The 19745-nt window shown below is 40.0% G+C and carries 21 protein-coding genes; 15 read left to right on the forward strand and 6 right to left on the reverse strand.

From position 1 onward, the window contains the following. Positions 1-8: 8 nt before the first annotated feature. From B7717_RS07675 to B7717_RS07715, 9 genes are all read left to right on the forward strand, one after another. Positions 9-320 carry a CHY zinc finger protein gene (locus B7717_RS07675; protein WP_008279616.1) on the forward strand — a complete coding sequence of 104 codons (312 nt, stop codon included), beginning with the start codon at positions 9-11 and terminating at the stop codon, positions 318-320. A 231-nt stretch (positions 321-551) separates the two neighbouring features. Further along, positions 552-752, forward strand: a complete 201-nt coding sequence (locus B7717_RS07680) for a F0F1 ATP synthase subunit C (RefSeq protein ID WP_001054551.1) — start codon at positions 552-554, stop codon at positions 750-752. A 32-nt stretch (positions 753-784) separates the two neighbouring features. Beyond that, a complete protein-coding gene (gene atpB / locus B7717_RS07685; RefSeq protein ID WP_000392937.1) occupies positions 785-1501 on the forward strand; it encodes a F0F1 ATP synthase subunit A in 717 nt (238 codons plus the stop codon). Between the two features lie 18 nt (positions 1502-1519). Then, positions 1520-2014, forward strand: coding sequence for a F0F1 ATP synthase subunit B (gene atpF / locus B7717_RS07690; protein ID WP_000366311.1), 495 nt, complete (start codon positions 1520-1522; stop codon positions 2012-2014). Further along, on the forward strand, positions 2014-2550 hold the full coding sequence (locus tag B7717_RS07695; protein ID WP_000359021.1) for a F0F1 ATP synthase subunit delta: 537 nt from the start codon (positions 2014-2016) through the stop codon (positions 2548-2550). The genes atpF and B7717_RS07695 overlap by 1 nt, the downstream gene beginning before the upstream one ends. 14 nt (positions 2551-2564) lie before the next feature. Further along, complete coding sequence (gene atpA / locus B7717_RS07700) at positions 2565-4070, forward strand: F0F1 ATP synthase subunit alpha (protein ID WP_000996615.1); 1506 nt, start codon at positions 2565-2567, stop codon at positions 4068-4070. A gap of 15 nt (positions 4071-4085) precedes the next feature. Beyond that, positions 4086-4964: a F0F1 ATP synthase subunit gamma gene (locus tag B7717_RS07705; RefSeq protein ID WP_000301234.1), complete on the forward strand. Its 879-nt coding sequence runs from the start codon at positions 4086-4088 to the stop codon at positions 4962-4964. 192 nt (positions 4965-5156) lie between these two features. Continuing rightward, on the forward strand, positions 5157-6563 hold the full coding sequence (atpD, locus tag B7717_RS07710; RefSeq protein ID WP_000094372.1) for a F0F1 ATP synthase subunit beta: 1407 nt from the start codon (positions 5157-5159) through the stop codon (positions 6561-6563). 10 nt (positions 6564-6573) lie between these two features. Continuing rightward, positions 6574-6993: a F0F1 ATP synthase subunit epsilon gene (locus B7717_RS07715; RefSeq protein WP_000940836.1), complete on the forward strand. Its 420-nt coding sequence runs from the start codon at positions 6574-6576 to the stop codon at positions 6991-6993. A gap of 32 nt (positions 6994-7025) precedes the next feature. On the opposite strand, the gene B7717_RS07720 is transcribed toward B7717_RS07715, so the two are convergent. Further along, a complete protein-coding gene (locus B7717_RS07720) occupies positions 7026-8039 on the reverse strand; it encodes a lactonase family protein (RefSeq protein WP_000665595.1) in 1014 nt (337 codons plus the stop codon). A 144-nt stretch (positions 8040-8183) separates the two neighbouring features. Between B7717_RS07720 and B7717_RS07725 the strand changes: the two genes are divergently transcribed. The 6 genes from B7717_RS07725 to B7717_RS07750 all read left to right on the forward strand — a co-directional run bounded on the left by B7717_RS07725 (position 8184) and on the right by B7717_RS07750 (position 15184). Further along, positions 8184-9350 (forward strand): AI-2E family transporter, encoded by a 1167-nt coding sequence (locus tag B7717_RS07725; protein WP_084944488.1) that lies wholly within the window; start codon positions 8184-8186, stop codon positions 9348-9350. Then, positions 9340-10569: a tetratricopeptide repeat protein gene (locus tag B7717_RS07730; RefSeq protein ID WP_162287144.1), complete on the forward strand. Its 1230-nt coding sequence runs from the start codon at positions 9340-9342 to the stop codon at positions 10567-10569. The genes B7717_RS07725 and B7717_RS07730 overlap by 11 nt, the downstream gene beginning before the upstream one ends. A gap of 291 nt (positions 10570-10860) precedes the next feature. Further along, on the forward strand, positions 10861-12660 hold the full coding sequence (locus B7717_RS07735; protein WP_084944489.1) for a Spy0128 family protein: 1800 nt from the start codon (positions 10861-10863) through the stop codon (positions 12658-12660). A 387-nt stretch (positions 12661-13047) separates the two neighbouring features. Beyond that, positions 13048-13689 carry an amino acid ABC transporter permease gene (locus B7717_RS07740; protein ID WP_049484404.1) on the forward strand — a complete coding sequence of 214 codons (642 nt, stop codon included), beginning with the start codon at positions 13048-13050 and terminating at the stop codon, positions 13687-13689. A gap of 10 nt (positions 13690-13699) precedes the next feature. Beyond that, entirely contained in the window at positions 13700-14329 is a 630-nt protein-coding gene (locus B7717_RS07745; RefSeq protein ID WP_000891744.1) for an amino acid ABC transporter ATP-binding protein, read from the forward strand. A gap of 15 nt (positions 14330-14344) precedes the next feature. After that, the gene (locus tag B7717_RS07750; protein WP_084944490.1) at positions 14345-15184 is read left to right on the forward strand and encodes an amino acid ABC transporter substrate-binding protein; all 840 of its coding nucleotides are present in this window, start codon (positions 14345-14347) and stop codon (positions 15182-15184) included. Positions 15185-15258: 74 nt separating this feature from the next. On the opposite strand, the gene lysS is transcribed toward B7717_RS07750, so the two are convergent. The 5 genes from lysS to B7717_RS07775 form a co-directional block, all read right to left on the reverse strand. Continuing rightward, entirely contained in the window at positions 15259-16749 is a 1491-nt protein-coding gene (gene lysS / locus B7717_RS07755; RefSeq protein WP_084944491.1) for a lysine--tRNA ligase, read from the reverse strand. Positions 16750-16887: 138 nt separating this feature from the next. Then, positions 16888-17511: a histidine phosphatase family protein gene (locus B7717_RS07760; protein WP_084921913.1), complete on the reverse strand. Its 624-nt coding sequence runs from the start codon at positions 17509-17511 to the stop codon at positions 16888-16890. Then, positions 17511-17993: an aminoacyl-tRNA deacylase gene (locus B7717_RS07765; protein WP_084944492.1), complete on the reverse strand. Its 483-nt coding sequence runs from the start codon at positions 17991-17993 to the stop codon at positions 17511-17513. The genes B7717_RS07760 and B7717_RS07765 overlap by 1 nt, the downstream gene beginning before the upstream one ends. Continuing rightward, entirely contained in the window at positions 17993-18835 is an 843-nt protein-coding gene (locus B7717_RS07770) for a DUF368 domain-containing protein (protein WP_084944705.1), read from the reverse strand. The genes B7717_RS07765 and B7717_RS07770 overlap by 1 nt, the downstream gene beginning before the upstream one ends. Positions 18836-18939: 104 nt before the next feature. After that, positions 18940-19740, reverse strand: coding sequence for a glycoside hydrolase family 25 protein (locus B7717_RS07775; protein ID WP_001227574.1), 801 nt, complete (start codon positions 19738-19740; stop codon positions 18940-18942). Between the last annotated feature and the right edge of the window lie 5 nt (positions 19741-19745).

The following is a 19745-nucleotide window of genomic DNA, read 5'->3' on the forward strand; positions in this document are numbered from 1 at the left end:
AAAAGGGAATGATACAAGCTCAAGGTTTATTGGTAGATGATGAAAGCAGATGTGTTCATTATCATAGTGAAAAGGATATTGTTTCACTCCAATGTTATGAATGCAAAAAATACTACGCATGCTATCAGTGTCACAATACTATGGAGACACATGTTTTTTCTCCCTATCCCTTGGCGCTTTTTGAGGATCGACCAATCTTATGTGGGGGTTGTAAGAGGACAATGACTTTCCAAGAATACCAAAAACAGATGGCTTGTCCTTACTGCAGTGCACCATTTAATCCAGGTTGTAAACAACACTATTCCTACTATTTTAAATAAAATGAATCGATCCAAGTTCTTAACTTGGATTTTTCAGTTTGTTTCAGAAAATAGAGTAAAATCAAGAAAAATTCGCAATCTAAAATGGAAAAACTTTCTATAGAATGGGGTAAAAACAGCAAAAATAGAAATAAATCATATGAAACGCTTTCAATGTTAGTAAAAAGTTGACAAAAACAAATTTTAGGACTAAACTAAGGAAGTAAATTTAAATAAAAAGGAGAATTCATCATGAATTTAACATTTTTCGGTCTATGTCTTGCCTGTATGGGTGTATCCCTTGCAGAAGGATTTTTGATGAACGGTTTGTTCAAGTCTGCAGCACGCCAACCAGACATCATCCCACAATTGCGTAGTTTGATGATCATGGGGATTGCCTTTATCGAAGGAACATTCTTTGTAACCTTGGCGATGTCATTTGTCATTAAATAGACAACTCTATTTAGAAATGGAGGTGTCAAACCATGGAAGAAAGTTTGAATCCAACCGTTAATATTGGACCAATATCCTTTGATTTGACCCTGCTTGCCATGTCTCTTGTAACTGTTTTGATGGTTTTTGCCTTTGTCTACTGGGCAAGTCGTAAAATGACCATCCGTCCAAAGGGCAAACAAAATGCTCTTGAGATGATTTACGACTTTGTGATTGGTTTTACCAAACCAAACATTGGAGAATCATACATCAAGGATTATTCCTTATTTCTGTTTTCTCTATTTCTGTTTATCTTGGTTGCCAATAATATCGGCTTAATGGCAAAAGTACAAACAACAAACGGTTATAACTTGTGGACTTCCCCAACAGCCAACCTTGGATACGATTTATCCCTATCATTCTTGATCACTTTGATCGCCCATGTAGAAGGAGTTCGTCGTAGAGGCGTTAAAGAATATTTGAGAGCATTTGTTACACCTGGCTTTATGACTCCGATGAACATTTTAGAAGAGTTCACCAATTTTGCTTCCTTGGCGATTCGGATCTACGGAAATATTTTTGCCGGTGAGGTCTTAGCTGGATTGCTATTAGCCTTGTCACAAAATGCTTTGTATTGGTATCCTTTTGCCTTTATCGCAAACATGTTATGGACAGCCTTTTCGATTTTCATTTCATGTATTCAAGCCTATGTCTTTACCATGTTGTCATCGATGTACATTGGTAAGAAGATAAATGCTGGGGAAGAGTAAGTAGAGGAGGATTAGAAGATGGATTTAACTATTAGTACCATTATTGGTGACTTTATTCTTATCGCTGGTTCCTTCCTTTTATTAATTTTTTTAGTGAAAAAATATGCCTGGGGAAATCTTACCAATATTTTAGATGAACGTGCTGAAAAAATTTCTTCAGATATTGACGGAGCAGAAGCTGCCCGTAAGAAGGCCGAAGAACTCGCTAGCAAACGTGAAGCTGAGTTGGCAGGTAGCCGTTCGGAAGCTAAGACAATTATCGAGAATGCAAAGGAAACAGCTGAGAAAAGTAGAGCTGACATCTTGGCTGAGGCGAAACTGGAAGCAGGACGCTTGAAAGAAAAAGCTAACCAAGAAATTGCTCAAAATAAAGCGGAAGCTTTACAAAGCGTTAAGGGTGAGGTAGCAGATTTGACGATTAGTCTCGCTGGTAAAATCATCTCACAAAACCTTGACGGACAAGCCCATAAAGAACTCATTGATCAGTACATCGATCAGCTAGGAGAAGCTTAATGGACAAAAAGACAGTAAAGGTAATTGAAAAATACAGCATGCCTTTTGTCCAATTGGTGATTGAAAAGGGAGAAGAAGACCGTATCTTTTCTGACTTAGCTCAAATCAAGCAAGTCGCAGAAGAAACAGACTTGCCTTCTTTTTTAGGTCAAGTGGCAGTAGGTGAGTCGGATAAGGAAAAAACCGTTCGTTTCTTCCAAGACTCAGTGTCACCATTAATGCAAAACTTTTTTCAGGTGCTGCTATACAATCACAGAGCAAATTTATTTTATGAAGTAATTGTAGATTGTTTGAGTCGACTTGAAAAAGAAACGAATCGATTTGAAGTAACGATTGCCTCCGCTCATCCATTAACAGATGACCAGAAGGCGCGATTGCTTCCTTTGATTGAGAAAAAAATGTCTCTGAAAGTTCGGACTATCAAAGAACAAATCGATGAAAGTCTCATTGGTGGTTTTGTCATTTTTGCCAATCACAAGACAATTGATGTGAGTATTAAACAGCAACTTCGTGTTGTTAAAGAAAATTTGAAATAGAAAGTGGTGTTCTTTTGGCAATTAACGCACAAGAAATCAGCGCTTTAATTAAGCAACAAATTGAAAATTTCAAACCCATTTTTGATGTGACTGAAACTGGTGTTGTAACCTATATCGGGGACGGTATTGCGCGTGCCCACGGCCTTGAAAATGCCATGAGTGGAGAGCTCTTGATTTTTGAAAACGGCTCTTATGGTATGGCGCAAAACTTGGAATCAACAGACGTTGGGATCATCATTCTCGGTGACTTCACGGATATCCGTGAAGGAGACACTATCCGTCGCACGGGTAAAATCATGGAAGTTCCTGTCGGTGATAACTTGATTGGACGTGTTGTGGATCCACTTGGTCGTCCCGTTGATGGTCTCGGAGAAATCCATACTGACAAGACTCGTCCAGTAGAAGCACCAGCTCCTGGTGTTATGGAGCGTAAGTCTGTATCAGAACCATTGCAAACAGGTTTGAAAGCTATTGACGCCCTTGTACCGATTGGTCGTGGTCAGCGTGAGCTGATCATTGGTGACCGTCAGACAGGGAAAACAACCATTGCAATCGATACCATCTTGAACCAAAAAGGGCAAGATATGATATGTATCTATGTAGCGATTGGACAAAAAGAATCAACAGTTCGTACACAAGTAGAAACACTTCGTCAGTACGGTGCCTTGGATTACACAATCGTTGTGACAGCCTCAGCTTCACAACCTTCTCCATTACTCTTCCTTGCTCCATATGCAGGGGTCGCTATGGCAGAAGAATTCATGTACCAAGGCAAGCATGTTTTGATCGTTTATGATGACCTATCTAAACAAGCGGTAGCTTATCGTGAACTTTCTCTCTTGCTCCGTCGTCCACCAGGTCGTGAGGCCTTCCCAGGGGATGTCTTCTACCTTCACAGCCGTTTGCTTGAGCGCTCAGCCAAAGTTTCTGACGAGCTTGGTGGTGGATCAATCACAGCCCTACCATTTATTGAGACGCAAGCAGGAGATATCTCTGCCTATATCGCAACCAACGTGATTTCTATCACTGACGGACAAATCTTCCTTGGAGATGGACTCTTTAACGCAGGTATTCGCCCAGCTATTGATGCGGGTTCATCTGTATCTCGTGTAGGTGGTTCTGCTCAGATTAAAGCCATGAAGAAGGTTGCTGGTACTCTTCGTATCGACCTTGCTTCATACCGTGAGTTAGAAGCCTTCACTAAGTTCGGTTCGGACTTGGATGCGGCTACTCAAGCTAAGTTGAATCGTGGTCGTCGTACGGTAGAAGTATTGAAACAACCTGTTCACAAGCCTTTGCCTGTTGAGAAACAAGTGACGATCCTGTATGCTTTGACACACGGATTCTTGGATACAGTTCCTGTAAATGACATTGTTCGTTTTGAGGAAGAGTTCCATGCCTTCTTTGATGCACAACATCCAGAGATTTTGGAAACCATTCGTGAAACAAAAGACTTGCCAGAAGAAGCAGTCTTGGATGCTGCGATTACAGAGTTTCTCAATCAATCCAGCTTCCAATAAGAATAGAGGTGTCAGATGGCAGTATCTCTAAATGATATTAAAACAAAAATCGCCTCAACAAAAAATACTAGTCAAATCACTAATGCCATGCAAATGGTATCGGCTGCCAAGTTAGGTCGCTCTGAAGAAGCAGCACGCAATTTTCAAGTTTATGCTCAGAAGGTTCGTAAGCTTTTGACGGATATTCTACATGGTAACGGATCTGGTGGCTCTACCAATCCAATGCTCATTAGTCGTCCAGTTAAGAAAACAGGCTATATCGTTATTACTTCAGACCGTGGCTTGGTTGGAGGTTATAATGCTTCCATCCTTAAAGCTGTGATGGAGCTGAAAGAAGAATATCATCCAAATGGTGATGACTTTGAAGTTATCTGTATTGGTGGTATGGGGGCTGATTTCTTTAAGGCTCGTGGCATTCAACCAATCTATGAATTGCGGGGCTTGGCCGACCAACCAAGTTTTGATGAAGTTCGTAAAATTATTTCAAAAACGATTGAGATGTACCAAAATGAACTCTTTGATGAACTTTATGTTTGCTATAATCACCACGTCAATACGCTTACCAGCCAAATGCGTGTGGAGCAAATGCTTCCGATTGTTGACCTCGATCCAAATGAAGCAGATGAGGAGTATAGCTTAACCTTTGAGTTGGAAACGAGCCGTGATGAGATTCTAGAGCAGTTGTTGCCACAGTATGCCGAAAGTATGATTTACGGGGCTATTATCGATGCCAAGACAGCTGAAAATGCTGCAGGTATGACAGCTATGCAAACGGCGACTGATAATGCCAAGAAAGTTATCAATGATTTGACAATCCAGTATAACCGTGCCAGACAGGCGGCGATTACACAAGAAATTACAGAAATCGTAGCGGGGGCTAGTGCCTTAGAATAAGGCTTTAGTCCAGCTCGTATGAAAATGAACTTATACTCAATGAAAATCAAAGAGCAAACTAGGAAGCTAGCTGTAGACTGTACTTGAGTACGGTAAGGCGACGCTGACGTGGTTTGAATTTGATTTTCGAAGAGTATTAGGACCTAGTTGAGCTAGGAACCGACAGTATCTTATATAGAATAGGAGAAGGAGATGAGTTCAGGTAAAATTGCTCAGGTTATTGGACCCGTTGTAGACGTCTTGTTTGCAGCAGGGGAAACACTTCCTGAGATTAACAATGCACTTGTCGTCTACAAGAATGACGAAAGAAAAACAAAAATCGTCCTTGAAGTAGCCTTGGAGTTGGGAGATGGTATGGTCCGTACGATCGCCATGGAATCAACAGATGGTTTGACTCGTGGAATGGAAGTTTTGGACACAGGCCGTCCAATCTCTGTTCCAGTAGGTAAAGAAACTTTGGGACGTGTCTTCAATGTTTTGGGAGATACCATTGACTTGGATGCTCCTTTTGCTGAAGACGCTGAGCGTCAGCCAATTCATAAAAAAGCTCCGACTTTTGATGAGTTGTCTACCTCTTCTGAAATTCTTGAAACTGGGATTAAGGTTATCGACCTTCTTGCCCCATACCTTAAAGGGGGGAAAGTCGGACTCTTCGGTGGTGCCGGAGTTGGTAAAACCGTATTGATCCAAGAATTGATTCACAATATTGCCCAAGAACACGGTGGGATTTCCGTATTTACTGGTGTTGGGGAACGTACCCGTGAGGGGAACGACCTCTACTGGGAAATGAAAGAATCAGGCGTTATCGAGAAAACAGCCATGGTATTTGGTCAGATGAATGAACCACCTGGAGCACGTATGCGTGTTGCTCTTACTGGTTTGACAATTGCTGAATACTTCCGTGATGTAGAAGGCCAAGATGTGCTTCTCTTTATCGACAATATCTTCCGTTTCACTCAAGCTGGTTCAGAAGTATCTGCCCTTTTGGGTCGGATGCCTTCAGCCGTTGGTTACCAACCAACACTTGCTACGGAAATGGGTCAATTGCAAGAACGTATCACATCAACTAAGAAGGGTTCTGTAACCTCTATCCAGGCTATCTATGTGCCAGCGGATGACTACACTGACCCTGCGCCAGCAACAGCTTTCGCTCACTTGGATTCAACAACAAACTTGGAACGTAAGTTGGTACAGTTGGGTATCTACCCGGCCGTTGACCCTCTAGCTTCAAGCTCACGCGCCTTGGCACCTGAGATTGTTGGTGAGGAGCACTACGCAGTTGCTGCTGAGGTTAAACGTGTCCTTCAACGTTACCATGAATTGCAAGATATCATTGCTATCCTTGGTATGGATGAACTTTCTGATGAAGAAAAGACTTTGGTTGCACGTGCCCGTCGTATCCAGTTCTTCTTGTCTCAAAACTTTAACGTTGCAGAACAATTTACTGGTCAACCTGGTTCTTATGTGCCAGTAGCGGAAACAGTTCGTGGCTTTAAGGAAATCCTTGAAGGAAAACATGACCAGTTACCAGAAGATGCCTTCCGTGGTGTCGGTTCAATCGAAGACGTCATTGCTAAGGCAGAAAAAATGGGATTTTAAGAGGTGATCTATGGCTCATTTAACTGTCCAGATCGTGACACCAGATGGCCTCGTCTATGATCACCATGCCAGCTTTGTATCGGTACGAACTCTGGATGGTGAGATGGGGATCTTGCCACGACATGAAAATATGATTGCGGTTTTAGCGGTTGATGAAGTGAAGGTAAAACGTATCGATGATGATACTCATGTGAACTGGATTGCAGTGAACGGAGGAATTATCGAGATTGCCAATGACATCATTACTATTGTAGCAGACTCAGCAGAACGTGCTCGTGATATCGATATCAGTCGTGCTGAACGTGCAAAACTTCGCGCTGAACGAGAAATCGAAGAAGCCCATGACAAGCATTTGATTGACCAAGAGCGTCGTGCAAAAATCGCATTGCAACGTGCTATCAACCGTATCAATGTCGGAAATAGACTATAAAAAAATGAACTTGAAACTCAAGTTCATTTTTTTTAATGTGGGAAGTTGATGCAGACTGCTTCAGGGACATGAAAGTCGTTAGAAAGTTCTGCAAGACGACCACTTTTAGGATTGCGTTTAAAGACGGTTGCGTTATCAGAATCTTGATGAACAGCAATGAGAAACTCTTGATCAGGAGTTAGGTCGAAATCACGTGGATTTTTACCATGACTTGGTACAATCTCTAATAATTCCAAGCTACCATCAGCGAGGATTGTATAGACTGCAATGGAATCATGACCTCGGTTAGATGCATAGAGGTATTTGCCATCTTTTGAAAGACGAATGGCAGCAGTAGCATTGAAGCCTTCGTATCCATCTGGTAAGGTTGAAATGACTTGCATGCGTTCAAATTCACCGACCCCATCATAAATCAAGACCTCTATAGTGCTATTAAGTTCGCAGATGAGATAGGCAATCTTATAGTGGTGGTGGAAAACGATGTGGCGAGCACCTGCTCCAGCTTGGCCGTGATAAGTGTGGAGCTTACTTAGTTTTCCTTCTGGACTAACATCGTAGGTCGTTACTTCATCTGTACCTAGATCACAGGTGACGAGATACTGGTCAGGTGTTAGATCTGTAAAGTGTACATGTGGAGAAGTTTGGTTTTCATGAGGGCCTTGTCCTCTATGCTGATCTAGATCCGTTTGGATGAGGCTACCATCCGTTTGGCGCTTATAAACTAGAACTTGGCCTTTGTGGTAGTTAGCTCCGTATACGAGACCACGTTTTTCATCCACTGCCACATAGCAATGGGGAGCGCCTTCTTCAACCACATGATTTAGCAAAGCGCCATCTGTCTTGTATGCAGCGATTCCACCTAAGCCATCCTGGCTTCCTACGGTGTATATGTGTTGCTGTTGGTCAAAGGCAAGGTAGGTCGGACTTGGTTCAGCAGCAAAGAGTTCAAGATCTGCAAGCTGGCCTGTTTCTGTATCAAAATCTGCCTTGTAAATCCCTTTAGATAAGCGACGAGTGTAAGTTCCAAAATAAACAGTTTCTTTCATGTCCATACCTCTTAATAATGATAAGTTCATTATACCACAAAATGGCAGTCATGAAGCATCAGATTCATCCATGTAAGCACTTTAAAAAAGAGTTATTTTAGTCTAAAAATGGTATAATGAGAGAATGACAGAAAGGATGTATTTATGGAACATAAAGAGAAACATTTTAGCCTATCTTGGTTTTTTAAGTGGTTTTTAGATAATAAAGCCATCACTGTATTTTTAGTAACCTTGTTACTGGGGCTAAACATTTTTATTCTAAGTAAGATTAGTTTTATCTTTTTACCGGTATTGGACTTTTTAGGGGTTGTCATGTTGCCAGTTATTTTATCTGGTTTACTTTATTACCTCCTCAATCCGATTGTGGACTGGATGGAGAAGCACAAGATCAATCGTGTTCTTGCCATTAGTATTGTTTTTGTCATTATCGGACTCTTTATCATTTGGGGATTGGCAGTCGCAATTCCTAATCTGCAACGTCAAGTCTTAAATTTTGCGAAGAATGTGCCGACATACCTGGAAGATGCTGATAAGGTGATCAATGACCTTGTAACCAAACGCTTGCCAGATGATTTTAGACCACAGTTGGAGCAGGTTCTTTCCAATGTTTCTAGTGAGGCGACCATGTGGGCCAGCAAAATCTCTTCTCAAGCTGTTAACTGGGTTAGCGCCTTTATCAGTAGCGTTTCCCAGGTCATTGTAGCGGTTATTATCGTACCCTTCATGCTCTTTTATCTTTTGAGAGATGGGAAAGGCTTACGGGATTACCTAACTAAATTCATCCCAAACAAGTTAAAAGAACCTGTCGGACAAGTTTTGTCAGATGTTAATAAACAGTTGTCAAACTATGTTAGAGGGCAGGTTACAGTTGCTATTATCGTGGCAATTATGTTTATTATCTTCTTTAAGATTATTGGTCTCAGATATGCTGTGACTCTTGGTATTACCGCTGGTATTCTAAATCTAGTCCCTTATCTAGGTAGTTTCCTCGCTATGCTACCTGCCCTTGTTTTAGGTTTAATAGCAGGACCTGTGATGCTTTTGAAAGTAATCGTTGTCTTTATTGTTGAACAAACGATTGAAGGTCGCTTCGTTTCTCCACTTATTTTAGGTAGTCAGCTAAACATCCATCCGATCAATGTCCTGTTTGTTCTCCTAACTTCAGGTTCTATGTTTGGTATTTGGGGAGTCTTGCTGGGAATTCCTGTCTACGCTTCTGCCAAGGTTGTTATCTCAGCTATCTTTAACTGGTATAAAAAAGTCAGCGGTCTGTATGAAGAAGAAGGGGAGGAAATCAAGAGTGAACAATAGTCAACGCATGCTCCAGGCTTTGGATGAACAGGATTTAACCAAAGCGGATCAGTATTTTCACAAAGCCCTCGAAACAGATTCAAGTGAAGTTCTTTATGAACTAGCAAGTTATCTAGAGGGAATTGGTTTTTATCCTCAAGCAAAAGAAATTTACCAACATATCGTTACAGAATTCCCAGAAGTGAATCTGAATTTAGCAAGCATTGCTAGTGAGGATGGCAATCTTGAGGAAGCCTTTGCTTACCTTGAGGAAATCACACCCGAAAGTGACTGGTACGTGTCGGCCTTGGCCTTGAAGGCTGACCTCTATCAATTGGAAGGATTGACAGATGTAGCGCGTGAAAAGTTACTGGAAGCCTTAAACTACTCAGACGATTCCTTATTAGTTTTTGGTTTGGCTGAGTTGGATAGCGAGTTAGGGAATTATCAGGAAGCTATTCAGGGCTATGCTCAATTAGACAATCGCTCCATCTATGAGCAAACGGGTGTCTCAACCTATCAGCGAATTGGCTATGCTTATGCCCAGTTAGGTAAGTTTGAAGCTGCAACTGAATTCTTAGAAAAAGCTTTAGAATTAGAATACGATGACCAAACTGCCTTTGAACTGGCTAGTCTTTACTTTGACCAAGAAGAGTATCAAAAATCTGTTCTTTACTTTAAGCAGATTGATACTATTTCACCTGATTTTGAAGGATATGAATATGGCTACAGTCAAGCTTTGCACAAGGAACATCAGGTGGAAGAGGCCCTTCGTATCGTTAAACAAGGTTTGGAGAAAAATCCATTTGAAACTCGGCTCTTACTAGCTGCTTCACAGTTTTCGTATGAATTGCATGATCCTAGTGGTGCTGAGCAGTTTCTCCTTACTGCCAAAGAAGATGCAGAGGATACAGAAGAAATTTTCCTTCGCCTTGCAACCATTTATATGGAACAAGAACGGTTTGAGGACATTATCGCTCTCCAAAGTCAAGAACCTGAAAATCTCCTTACCAAGTGGATGATTGCCCGTTCTTACCAGGAAATCGAGGATTTAGATAAGGCCTATGAGCTCTATCGGGAACTATCGTCTGACCTTAAGGATAATCCTGAATTTCTGGAGCAGTATACTTATCTCCTACGTGAATTGGGGTATTTTGAAGAAGCTAAAGTGCAAGCTGAAGCTTATTTAAAACTCATTCCAGATGATGTTCAGATGCAAGAACTCTTAGAGACACTTTAATTATTTCTATTTTTTGTAAAATTTTATTAACAGAAACGAATGACTTTAAATGAATGATTTGAAAGACCTCAGAGGTCTTTTCTTTTTTACTAATATAATATAAATGTTAGAATTTCTTATAGCCAATTTAGATGAAGTTTTGAACGATGAAAGCCTGCTACACCCTATAAAATAAGAGTTTAAAGGTATGATTTGAACATCGAACTACTATGAAATACTTGACAAATTTATATAAGAATATATAATAATAAATAGGGGAATCTATCCCCAAAAATAAAGGAGGCAAATGTTGTGAAAAAGATTAATAAAAAACTTTCTCATGCATTCATGGCGCTATTGTTAGTAGCTTCAGTATTTATCCCAGTACTAAGAACTAGCAATGTGGTTAAAGCTGCTGAACTACCATCTAGTAGCTATACGCTAACGACAGTACCGACAATTAACAATAATAAGTTAGTTGACGGTGCAGAGTATGGTGAAGGGAAATTTTACCTTCAAACCACTTACAAATTCGACAACTCAACAACGTTGAAGAATGGTGACTTTATGGTTTATAAAGTTCCAAATGAATTCAAAATTGAATCAGATTCAACTACTGAAATCTTTGGTAACGATGGAGTCACTAAGGTTGCTGAATTAACGACAAATAAGTCTGCAAATACAGCGACTGTAACGGTAAGTAACGAAGATTATTTTGCTAACTTACCTGAAGAGAAACAAATTTCGGCCTTATTTACAGTTGTATGGGCTGATAATGTTGAACTCAATAAATCGTATCCAATCGACATTCCTGGAGCAGGAGTATACAATTTGACTCGTATTGTTCCAGATGAGGATCTAACAGGATTCACTAAATGGGGAGTTCAAGATACGAACGATCCAAATTATATTAATTGGTATATTCGCGTAAACAAATATGCCAATCCTTATGAAGGTGTTTCGATTCAAGATACAATCCCTGAAGGACAAGTATTAGCTAGTGAGATTACAGGTTACTACTTTACTGAATGGGGTAAAGATGAGCATCATCCTCTTTTGAATCCAAGTCACATTGTTGTTCAAGATTCTAATCACTTCACTATTACTCCAAATGGTAATGGTGATCTAACCAATCAAGGTTTGTATGTAGTTTATAAGACTCGTATCACCGCACCAGTTGATAATACAACAAAGAAAGCTTTCAATAACGTTAAAATTACGACTTCGACTGAAAACTTTGATGTAGAAGGTTTTGCACCATTAACCACAACTGAAGGTATTAGTTCAGGTTCACGTTCTACAGAAGTTTCATTTGAGGTTTCTAAGAAGTTAAAAGGAAAAGACTTAGCTGCTGAAGAATTTAGCTTCCAACTACTTGATCCAAACGGATCAGTTGTTGAAACTGTTAAGAATGATAAAGATGGCAAAGTGAAATTTAAAGCCGTTAAATTCTCTACAGTGGGTACTTATAAGTATCAGATCAAAGAAGTTAATGATCAAAAACTAGGTTTTGCTTATGATGATAAGACTATTAACGCAGAAGTTACTGTAACAGATGTTTATGGTGAGAAGTTTGCAAGTGTTAAATATGACAATAAAGTTTTTGTAAATTCGTATTCTGCTAAATCTGCAACAACTTCAATTACTGCTAAGAAAGTCCTAAATGGTAAAACTCTTGAGGCAGATAAATATGAATTTGAATTGAAAGAAGGCGACAAACTTGTATCTACAGCTAAGAATGCTGCAGACGGAACAGTTGCTTTCCCAGCGATTGAATACACTACTGCAGGAACTCATACCTACACGATCACTGAAAAAGATGGTGGTGAAGCTGGTGTAACTTATGATAAAAATGCTTATACAGTAACAGTAAAAGTTGTAGACAATGGTCAAGGTCAACTTGTAGCAACAGTTACAGGTAATAATCCAACCATCACAAATACTTATGTTGCTGAGACTCCGGGTTCTTCAGATAACAAACCTAAACAACCAGAAGAAAATAAAGAACTACCAAATACTGGTACATCTGAAATGACTGTGTTGCTTACTGTTGTAGGAGTAGTACTTGCATTTGGTTCCATTCTCTTATTCCGTTTCAAAAAAGTTAAATAATCTAGTTGAAAAATCTTAATGCCTTTGCTATGGCATCATCAAAGAGCCACTTGTATGGATAGTAGAAATGATACTATTCTTATAAAGTGGTTCTTTTTTATATCTCTAGAGGTATGAAGTGAATGAGAGTAAATAGAGTTTTATATCATTGAAATCTTTATAGATATTTGATAAAAAAACTTGATTATTGTTCTCTCAGAATTAGAAGTTAAACCTATATTCTCGTCTAGAATCCTTATAATTCTTCGAATTCTGTAAGATGATATTTCGCTCTTATTTCTTAGATAAAGGTGTATAGTTCAAGAATTATAGAATTTTTTTACAAAAACTCTTGCTAAATTGTTTATTTATGCTATAATAGGAACAATAATTTTTAGGAGGTGCAGTATGTCTTATATGTTTGAGATATTACCAAGTTTATTGAACGGTGCAAGTATGACACTTCAAGTCTTTGCTCTGGTCTTGATCTTTTCAATTCCTTTAGGTATTGTCGTTGCTTTTGCTTTACAAGTCCGCTGGAAACCCCTCCATTATCTGATTGACCTTTATATTTGGGTGATGCGAGGGACTCCCTTGCTCTTGCAATTAATCTTTATTTACTATGTTCTTCCTAGCATTGGGATACGTTTAGATCGTTTGCCTGCTGCTGTGATCGCTTTTGTATTGAACTATGCAGCCTACTTTGCTGAAATATTTCGTGGTGGGATTGAAACCATTCCTAAAGGTCAATATGAGGCTGCTAAGGTCTTGAAGTTTAGTCCTTTTGACACAGTGCGATATATCATTCTTCCTCAGGTTACAAAGATTGTCTTACCGAGCGTCTTTAATGAAATTATGAGTTTGGTCAAGGATACTTCATTGGTTTATGCCCTTGGGATTTCAGATTTGATTTTGGCAAGTCGGACAGCAGCCAATCGAGATGCCAGTCTTGTTCCTATGTTTTTAGCTGGAGCGATTTATTTAATCATGATTGGTCTTGTAACCATTGTAGCGAAAAGACTTGAGAAGAAGTACAGTTATTACAGATAGGAGGATTGCTATGTTAGAATTACGAAACATTAACAAGGCCTTTGGTGGCAAACAAATCTTAACCAATTTCAGCCTATCAATTCCTGAAAAGCAAATCCTTGCAATCGTAGGTCCATCAGGAGGCGGAAAGACAACCCTATTACGTATGCTAGCTGGACTGGAAACCATCGATTCGGGGGAAATCTACTATAACGGCGAATCGCTAGCTATAGACGAACTAGAAAAGCGCAATCTTCTGGGATTTGTTTTCCAAGATTTTCAACTCTTTCCGCATTTGTCAGTTCTAGATAACTTAACCTTGTCGCCTATAAAAACAATGAGCATGGAGAAGGAAGTTGCTGAGAAGAAGGCGCGTGGTTTGTTAGAACAACTTGGGTTAGCTGGACATGCAGATGCCTTTCCATTCTCACTTTCAGGTGGGCAAAAACAACGGGTGGCCTTAGCACGTGCTATGATGATTAACCCAGAAATTATTGGATATGATGAGCCTACATCAGCCTTAGACCCAGAATTGCGATTAGAAGTAGAAAAACTTATCCTTCAAAATAAAGAGCGTGGGATGACTCAGATTGTTGTGACCCACGATCTTCAGTTTGCGGAAAACATTGCTGATCAGATCCTTAAGGTTGATCCAAAGTAGGACTAGGAGGTGCCTATGAAGAGAAAGAAAATTGCCCTTGTACTTGCTCTGTTCTTTAGCTTCTTCCTGACGGCTTGTACTCAAAAGGCAAGTGATCCAAATCAGGATAATTGGGCCAAATATCAAAAACAGGGAAGCATTACCATTGGCTTTGACAATACCTTTGTTCCCATGGGATTTGAGGAAAAGAATGGCCAGTATGCAGGCTTTGATATTGACCTGGCCCAAGCTGTTTCTGAAAAGCTAGGAATTCAGATTAAATTTCAACCCATCGACTGGGATATGAAAGAAACCGAGCTACAAAATGGTACCATTGATGCCATCTGGAATGGCTATACAGCTACAGATGAACGGAAAGAGAAGGTTGCTTTTACCATTCCTTACATGGAAAATCAACAAGTTTTGGTCTCTAAAAAGTCTCAAAATATCCACTCAGTTCAGGATATGACTGACAAAGTTTTAGGGGCCCAGGCAGGATCTTCTGGCTATTTGAATTTTGAAGGACAACCCGAACTACTCAAGAATCGAGTGAAAGATCAGAAGGCCAATCAATACCAAAGTTTCAATGAAGCCTTGATTGATTTGAAAAATGATCGGATTGATGCCCTTGTGATTGACCGGGTATATGCCAATTATTATCTCCAGTCTGAAGGAATATTAAATGACTACAATGTCTTTTCAGCTGGATTTGAAAGTGAAGCTTTTGCAGTGGGTGTTAGACCTGCTGATAAAACTTTGCTAGATGCTCTGAATCAAGCCTTTATCTCACTATACCAAGAAGGAAAATTTCAGGAAATCAGTCAGAAGTGGTTTGGGGAAGATGTAGCCACCAGTCAAGTTAAAAATCAAGAATAAGAAAAGAGATTGAGTTTTTCCTCAGTCTCTTTTTGCATCGAAAAATCCTCTGGAAAGTACCAGAGGATAAGAGCTTATTTCATTGTTGGGAAGAGCAATACATCACGGATAGTAGTTGTATCAGTGAGGAGCATGCAGAGACGGTCGATACCGATACCCAAACCACCTGTTGGTGGCATACCGTATTCAAGAGCCTCGATGTAGTCGTAATCGATACCTGTTGCTTCATCATCACCAAGTTCTTTAGCTTTGGCTTGAGCTTCGAAACGGCTAAGCTGGTCGATTGGGTCGTTCAACTCAGTAAAGGCGTTACCGTATTCCTTGGTCATAATGAAAAGCTCAAAGCGGTCAGTAAAGCGTTCGTCTTCAGGGTTCTTCTTAGCGAGTGGAGAGACAGCTACTGGATGACCGTAGACAAAGGTTGGTTGAATCAAGGTTTCTTCAACGAACTCTTCAAAGAAGGCGTTGATAATGTGACCAACTTCAGTGTAATGTTTCTCAACTGGAATTTTCTTCTCAGCAGCGATAGCTTTAGCTTCTTCGAAAGTCATGTCTTGCCAGAAGTCTACACCAGTAATTTCTTTGATGGCATCCACCATGTGAACGCGTTTGAATGGTTCGTTGATTTTGATTTCAGTTCCTTGATAGTTTACTGGACCATCGCCCTTAACTGCTTTAGCAGCGTGTTGGATAATGCCTTCGGTCAAATCCATGATATCTTGGAAGTCTGCATAAGCTTGGTAAACCTCGATAGAAGTGAACTCAGGGTTGTGAGTGGCGTCCATTCCTTCGTTACGGAAGATACGGCCAATTTCATAGACACGTTCCATACCACCAACGATAAGGCGTTTCAAGTGAAGCTCAGTCGCGATACGAAGCACCATGTCAATGTTTTGGGCATTGTGGTGAGTGATAAATGGACGAGCAGCAGCACCACCAGCTTCATTGTGAAGAACAGGTGTTTCCACTTCAAGGAAACCTTTTTGATCTAGATAACGACGGATTTCAGAGATGATTTTTGAACGAGTGACAAAGCGCTCAAAGCTTTCACGGTTAGAAATCAAGTCAAGGTAACGTTTACGATAAATTGTTTCAACGTCAGTCAAACCGTGGAATTTCTCAGGAAGCGGGCGAAGTGCTTTAGACAAGTGTGTGATGTGTGTGGCCTTGATAGAGAGCTCTCCCATATCCGTACGCATGACTTCACCTTCGACACCAAGGAAGTCACCAAGGTCAGCTTTTTTGAAGATTTCGTAGTTTTCTTCACCAACTTCATCTTTACGAACGTAGATCTGGATTTGACCTTCTCGGTCTTGAAGATGGGCAAAGCCAACTTTTCCTTTTCCACGTTTGGTTACTAAGCGTCCAGCGATAGTAGCAGTTTCATTTAATTCATGTAATTGTTCTTTATCAAGTTCTGCAAATTTGTCTTTAAGCTCTTGTGAGTTAGCAGTACGTTCAAAACGTTTTCCGAAGGGATCGATTCCTTGTTCACGGAGCGCAGCCATTTTTTCACGGCGAACGATCTGCTGGTCATTTAGTTCTTCCATATGTTCTGTAGACATGGGTTCCTCCTAATTTTACTCAAAATTTGATACGATGAGTCATTTTTTGCGATACTCCCATTTTATCATAAATAGCAGAGAAATTCACGGATATTCTTTGAAAACTAAAAAGAACTTGACTATTAAGATCAAGTTCCATTATTTTCTTTGATAGGAAGTGTCATTCCATCTTTCCAGAGTGAAGATTTCAAAATCATCGGTCTCTAAAACTGTCAGACTAGCATTGGCCAAGCCTCCATCTTTGCGAAGGTGAGCCTCTTTATAGCCTAAGAGAGTGCGTAGGCTAGCAGTGAGATTTGCCCCATGACCAACGATCAGAATGTTTTCAGCCGGACTTTCTTTCAGAGATTTGATAAACTGAATGGTTCGCTGAGTCGTAGAGTAGAGAGATTCGGCTTCAAACATCCTCGTATCAAACTGAGCTAGATTAGAGCGAAAGGCCTTTATTTGTTCTGGGTAGATGGCATTAAGCGTAGCGATTTTTAATCCCTCTAGTTTGCCAAGTTGCCATTCACGTAGGTCAGGAATGCTCTTTAAAGGACAAGGGGACTGGAGTTGACTTTGGATAATTTCAGCAGACTTAACTGCTCTGGGTAAATCACTAGAATAAATCGTATCAAAATGAATTTCATTGAGATACTGCCCAAGTTGTTTTAGGATGTCAATGGACTCTGAAAGAAGGGGAGAGTCGCCGCTAGCACCTTGAAAACGTCCTTCAAGATTCCAGACAGTCCGACCATGACGGACAAAATAGAGTTTCATCAGTTGTTTTCCTCCAAGATATCAGCAAAGTCTGCTTTTACAAAGGTGGCTAAGTCTTGAGGTCGGATGATGATACTGTGCCCGACTTCTCCAGCAGAGACAATCATTTGGTCTAAATCCAAAGCAGTCTGATCAATAAAAATAGGATAATTATGTTTTTGGCGAATGCCGACGGGGTTATTAGCCCCATGAATATAGCCTGTCGTTTTTTCTAGGTCTTTTTGTGGAATCATGCTCACTTTTTTATTACCAGAAACCTTTGCTAGTTTTTTCTCAGCGAGGTGTTCTGTTATGGGAACGATTCCGATGATTGGTCCCGTCTTATCACCCAGCAGAGCCAAGGTTTTAAAGATATGTGTTCGATCATATTCCGAAGGAAGTTCACCCTCAAGCGCGTTGATCTGAATACCAGTATGGTCAATACCCGCCTTGGTCAAGATTTGTTCGACCAAGGTTTTCTTAATCTTCACTTTCTTTGCCATTATTTATACTTATCCTCCAATTGACTCATCCAGATACCAAGCCAAATGCCAAGTGCAAAGAAGAAGGCGATGAGAACATAACTCACGATAGAAAGTCCAGTGTATTGGATACTTTCAGCACTTCCAGCATTTGGAATCAAAATCAAGAGGGTGCTTGATAGCACAATTCCAATAATAAAGTGATAAACACAGGAGTGGTAGTTGTTTAAGGCATGGTCCATTAATTTTGAAAAGATAATAAGAGTTGCTCCTGCACCAATACCGATTGGAAGGAAGGTTCCAAATAAATCAAAGGTTTTAAAACCAGTGAGCATTGGAGCGTACAGTCCTAAAATCAAGAGTAGATTTGACGGACTTAAACCTGGCACCAAGACACCTAGAGCTAAAAGAGCCCCCGCTAAGATGAAACTAGCGAAACCAGCACTGAGAGAACCAACAACAAAATTTAGCGCGTAGAGCCCGACACCTGAAAGGATAAAGGTGGTCCAGAACCAGACTAGGTCAATCTTATCCCGATCAGATTCTCGAGTAGATTCTTTAAGGAGGCTAGGCACTGTACCGATGATAGCTCCAGCAAAACTCCATAAAACATAGACTTGGTAATTTGCTAGCAGATACTCGATTGGATAAGAAAACAAACCAATGCCTAGCAACATCCCAATTGCTACTGGAATAAAGTATAGGACATTCGCTTTAAAATCTTTAAAGGGATGAGCCAGAAAAGAAATCATTCGCTCGTAAATTCCCAAAATAGCTGCCAGAACACCACCAGAAATTCCAGGTAGGATAAATCCTAAGGCGATGATGATTCCCTTAATAACTCTTGCAATCCATGAAAACATCATAAAATCCTCAATTTCATAAAATTCTTCTCTATTCTATCAATTATAACACAGACGGCAAAAAAATGAAAAAACAAGTGAAAAAGTTACGATTTTCACTTGTTTTATGGTCTTAAAAATAGTTTTCTAAAGGTTTCTTCTTTTTCCTTCAAGGTAGAAATAAGATTAATATCTAAATGATGTTCAAATCCAGCAATTCTTCCTTTTGAAGTATACTGATGGAGGTCATAGTCTAAACTGGTATTGGGTGTTGTTTCAAAGTAACCAGAGTCTGTCCCGTAGGAAGGAATCCAAATAGCAGTAAACTTATCTGTATTGATACTGTGTTCTTGCATGAAGTAAACTCCAATATAGATGCCGATGTTTTTAGCACCTAAAGATTCCAGTTTAGCACGAAAGGCTTCAACCCCTTCATTCATATCAGACATTGTTTTTTCTTCCACGTCTAACCAATAGTAACTAGGGTTGTAAGGAGAAGCAGCATTATAGAAAACTTCAGCGGCTTTTTCCATTTCTTCCTTGCTGGGGCTAGCTAGATAGGCATAGACTCCAACTGGGACATTACGCTTTTGAAATTCTGTAATATGACTTTTATAGGCTTTATCAATACCATTGGCATAAGCGGCATCATTTTTTTCAGTATGTTGAGCTCCATTGTGGACGCGAACAATAACACCTGAAATATTTTGAGACAAGGTATCGTAGTTGATTTCCTCAGGTCTTTGCCAACCAGAGACATCAATAATAGGTTTGTCAAGATTATGCAAGGCCTGATTTTCAACCTGGACAGCATTTGGTTTTGACTTGACGGGATGGTCTTCATAAGTTGGTCTATTGAGGATCAAAATAGCTATAAATATAGTAAATAAAGTAAAAATAATAGCTGGATGAATCTTTTTTCTCATATCTA

The organism is Streptococcus oralis subsp. oralis, assembly GCF_002096495.1.
Taxonomy (GTDB): domain Bacteria; phylum Bacillota; class Bacilli; order Lactobacillales; family Streptococcaceae; genus Streptococcus; species Streptococcus oralis_CU.

Excerpts from the sequence above, each read along its gene's own strand:
- B7717_RS07675 (WP_008279616.1), top strand. The coding sequence starts at position 9 with ATGATACAAGCTCAAGGTTTATTGGTAGATGATGAAAGCAGATGTGTT.
- B7717_RS07680 (WP_001054551.1), top strand. The coding sequence starts at position 552 with ATGAATTTAACATTTTTCGGTCTATGTCTTGCCTGTATGGGTGTATCC.
- atpB (WP_000392937.1), top strand. The coding sequence starts at position 785 with ATGGAAGAAAGTTTGAATCCAACCGTTAATATTGGACCAATATCCTTT.
- atpF (WP_000366311.1), top strand. The coding sequence starts at position 1,520 with ATGGATTTAACTATTAGTACCATTATTGGTGACTTTATTCTTATCGCT.
- B7717_RS07695 (WP_000359021.1), top strand. The coding sequence starts at position 2,014 with ATGGACAAAAAGACAGTAAAGGTAATTGAAAAATACAGCATGCCTTTT.
- B7717_RS07705 (WP_000301234.1), top strand. The coding sequence starts at position 4,086 with ATGGCAGTATCTCTAAATGATATTAAAACAAAAATCGCCTCAACAAAA.
- atpD (WP_000094372.1), top strand. The coding sequence starts at position 5,157 with ATGAGTTCAGGTAAAATTGCTCAGGTTATTGGACCCGTTGTAGACGTC.
- B7717_RS07715 (WP_000940836.1), top strand. The coding sequence starts at position 6,574 with ATGGCTCATTTAACTGTCCAGATCGTGACACCAGATGGCCTCGTCTAT.
- B7717_RS07720 (WP_000665595.1), bottom strand. The coding sequence starts at position 8,039 with ATGAAAGAAACTGTTTATTTTGGAACTTACACTCGTCGCTTATCTAAA.
- B7717_RS07725 (WP_084944488.1), top strand. The coding sequence starts at position 8,184 with ATGGAACATAAAGAGAAACATTTTAGCCTATCTTGGTTTTTTAAGTGG.
- B7717_RS07740 (WP_049484404.1), top strand. The coding sequence starts at position 13,048 with ATGTCTTATATGTTTGAGATATTACCAAGTTTATTGAACGGTGCAAGT.
- B7717_RS07745 (WP_000891744.1), top strand. The coding sequence starts at position 13,700 with ATGTTAGAATTACGAAACATTAACAAGGCCTTTGGTGGCAAACAAATC.
- B7717_RS07750 (WP_084944490.1), top strand. The coding sequence starts at position 14,345 with ATGAAGAGAAAGAAAATTGCCCTTGTACTTGCTCTGTTCTTTAGCTTC.
- lysS (WP_084944491.1), bottom strand. The coding sequence starts at position 16,749 with ATGTCTACAGAACATATGGAAGAACTAAATGACCAGCAGATCGTTCGC.
- B7717_RS07760 (WP_084921913.1), bottom strand. The coding sequence starts at position 17,511 with ATGAAACTCTATTTTGTCCGTCATGGTCGGACTGTCTGGAATCTTGAA.
- B7717_RS07765 (WP_084944492.1), bottom strand. The coding sequence starts at position 17,993 with ATGGCAAAGAAAGTGAAGATTAAGAAAACCTTGGTCGAACAAATCTTG.
- B7717_RS07770 (WP_084944705.1), bottom strand. The coding sequence starts at position 18,835 with ATGTTTTCATGGATTGCAAGAGTTATTAAGGGAATCATCATCGCCTTA.
- B7717_RS07775 (WP_001227574.1), bottom strand. The coding sequence starts at position 19,740 with ATGAGAAAAAAGATTCATCCAGCTATTATTTTTACTTTATTTACTATA.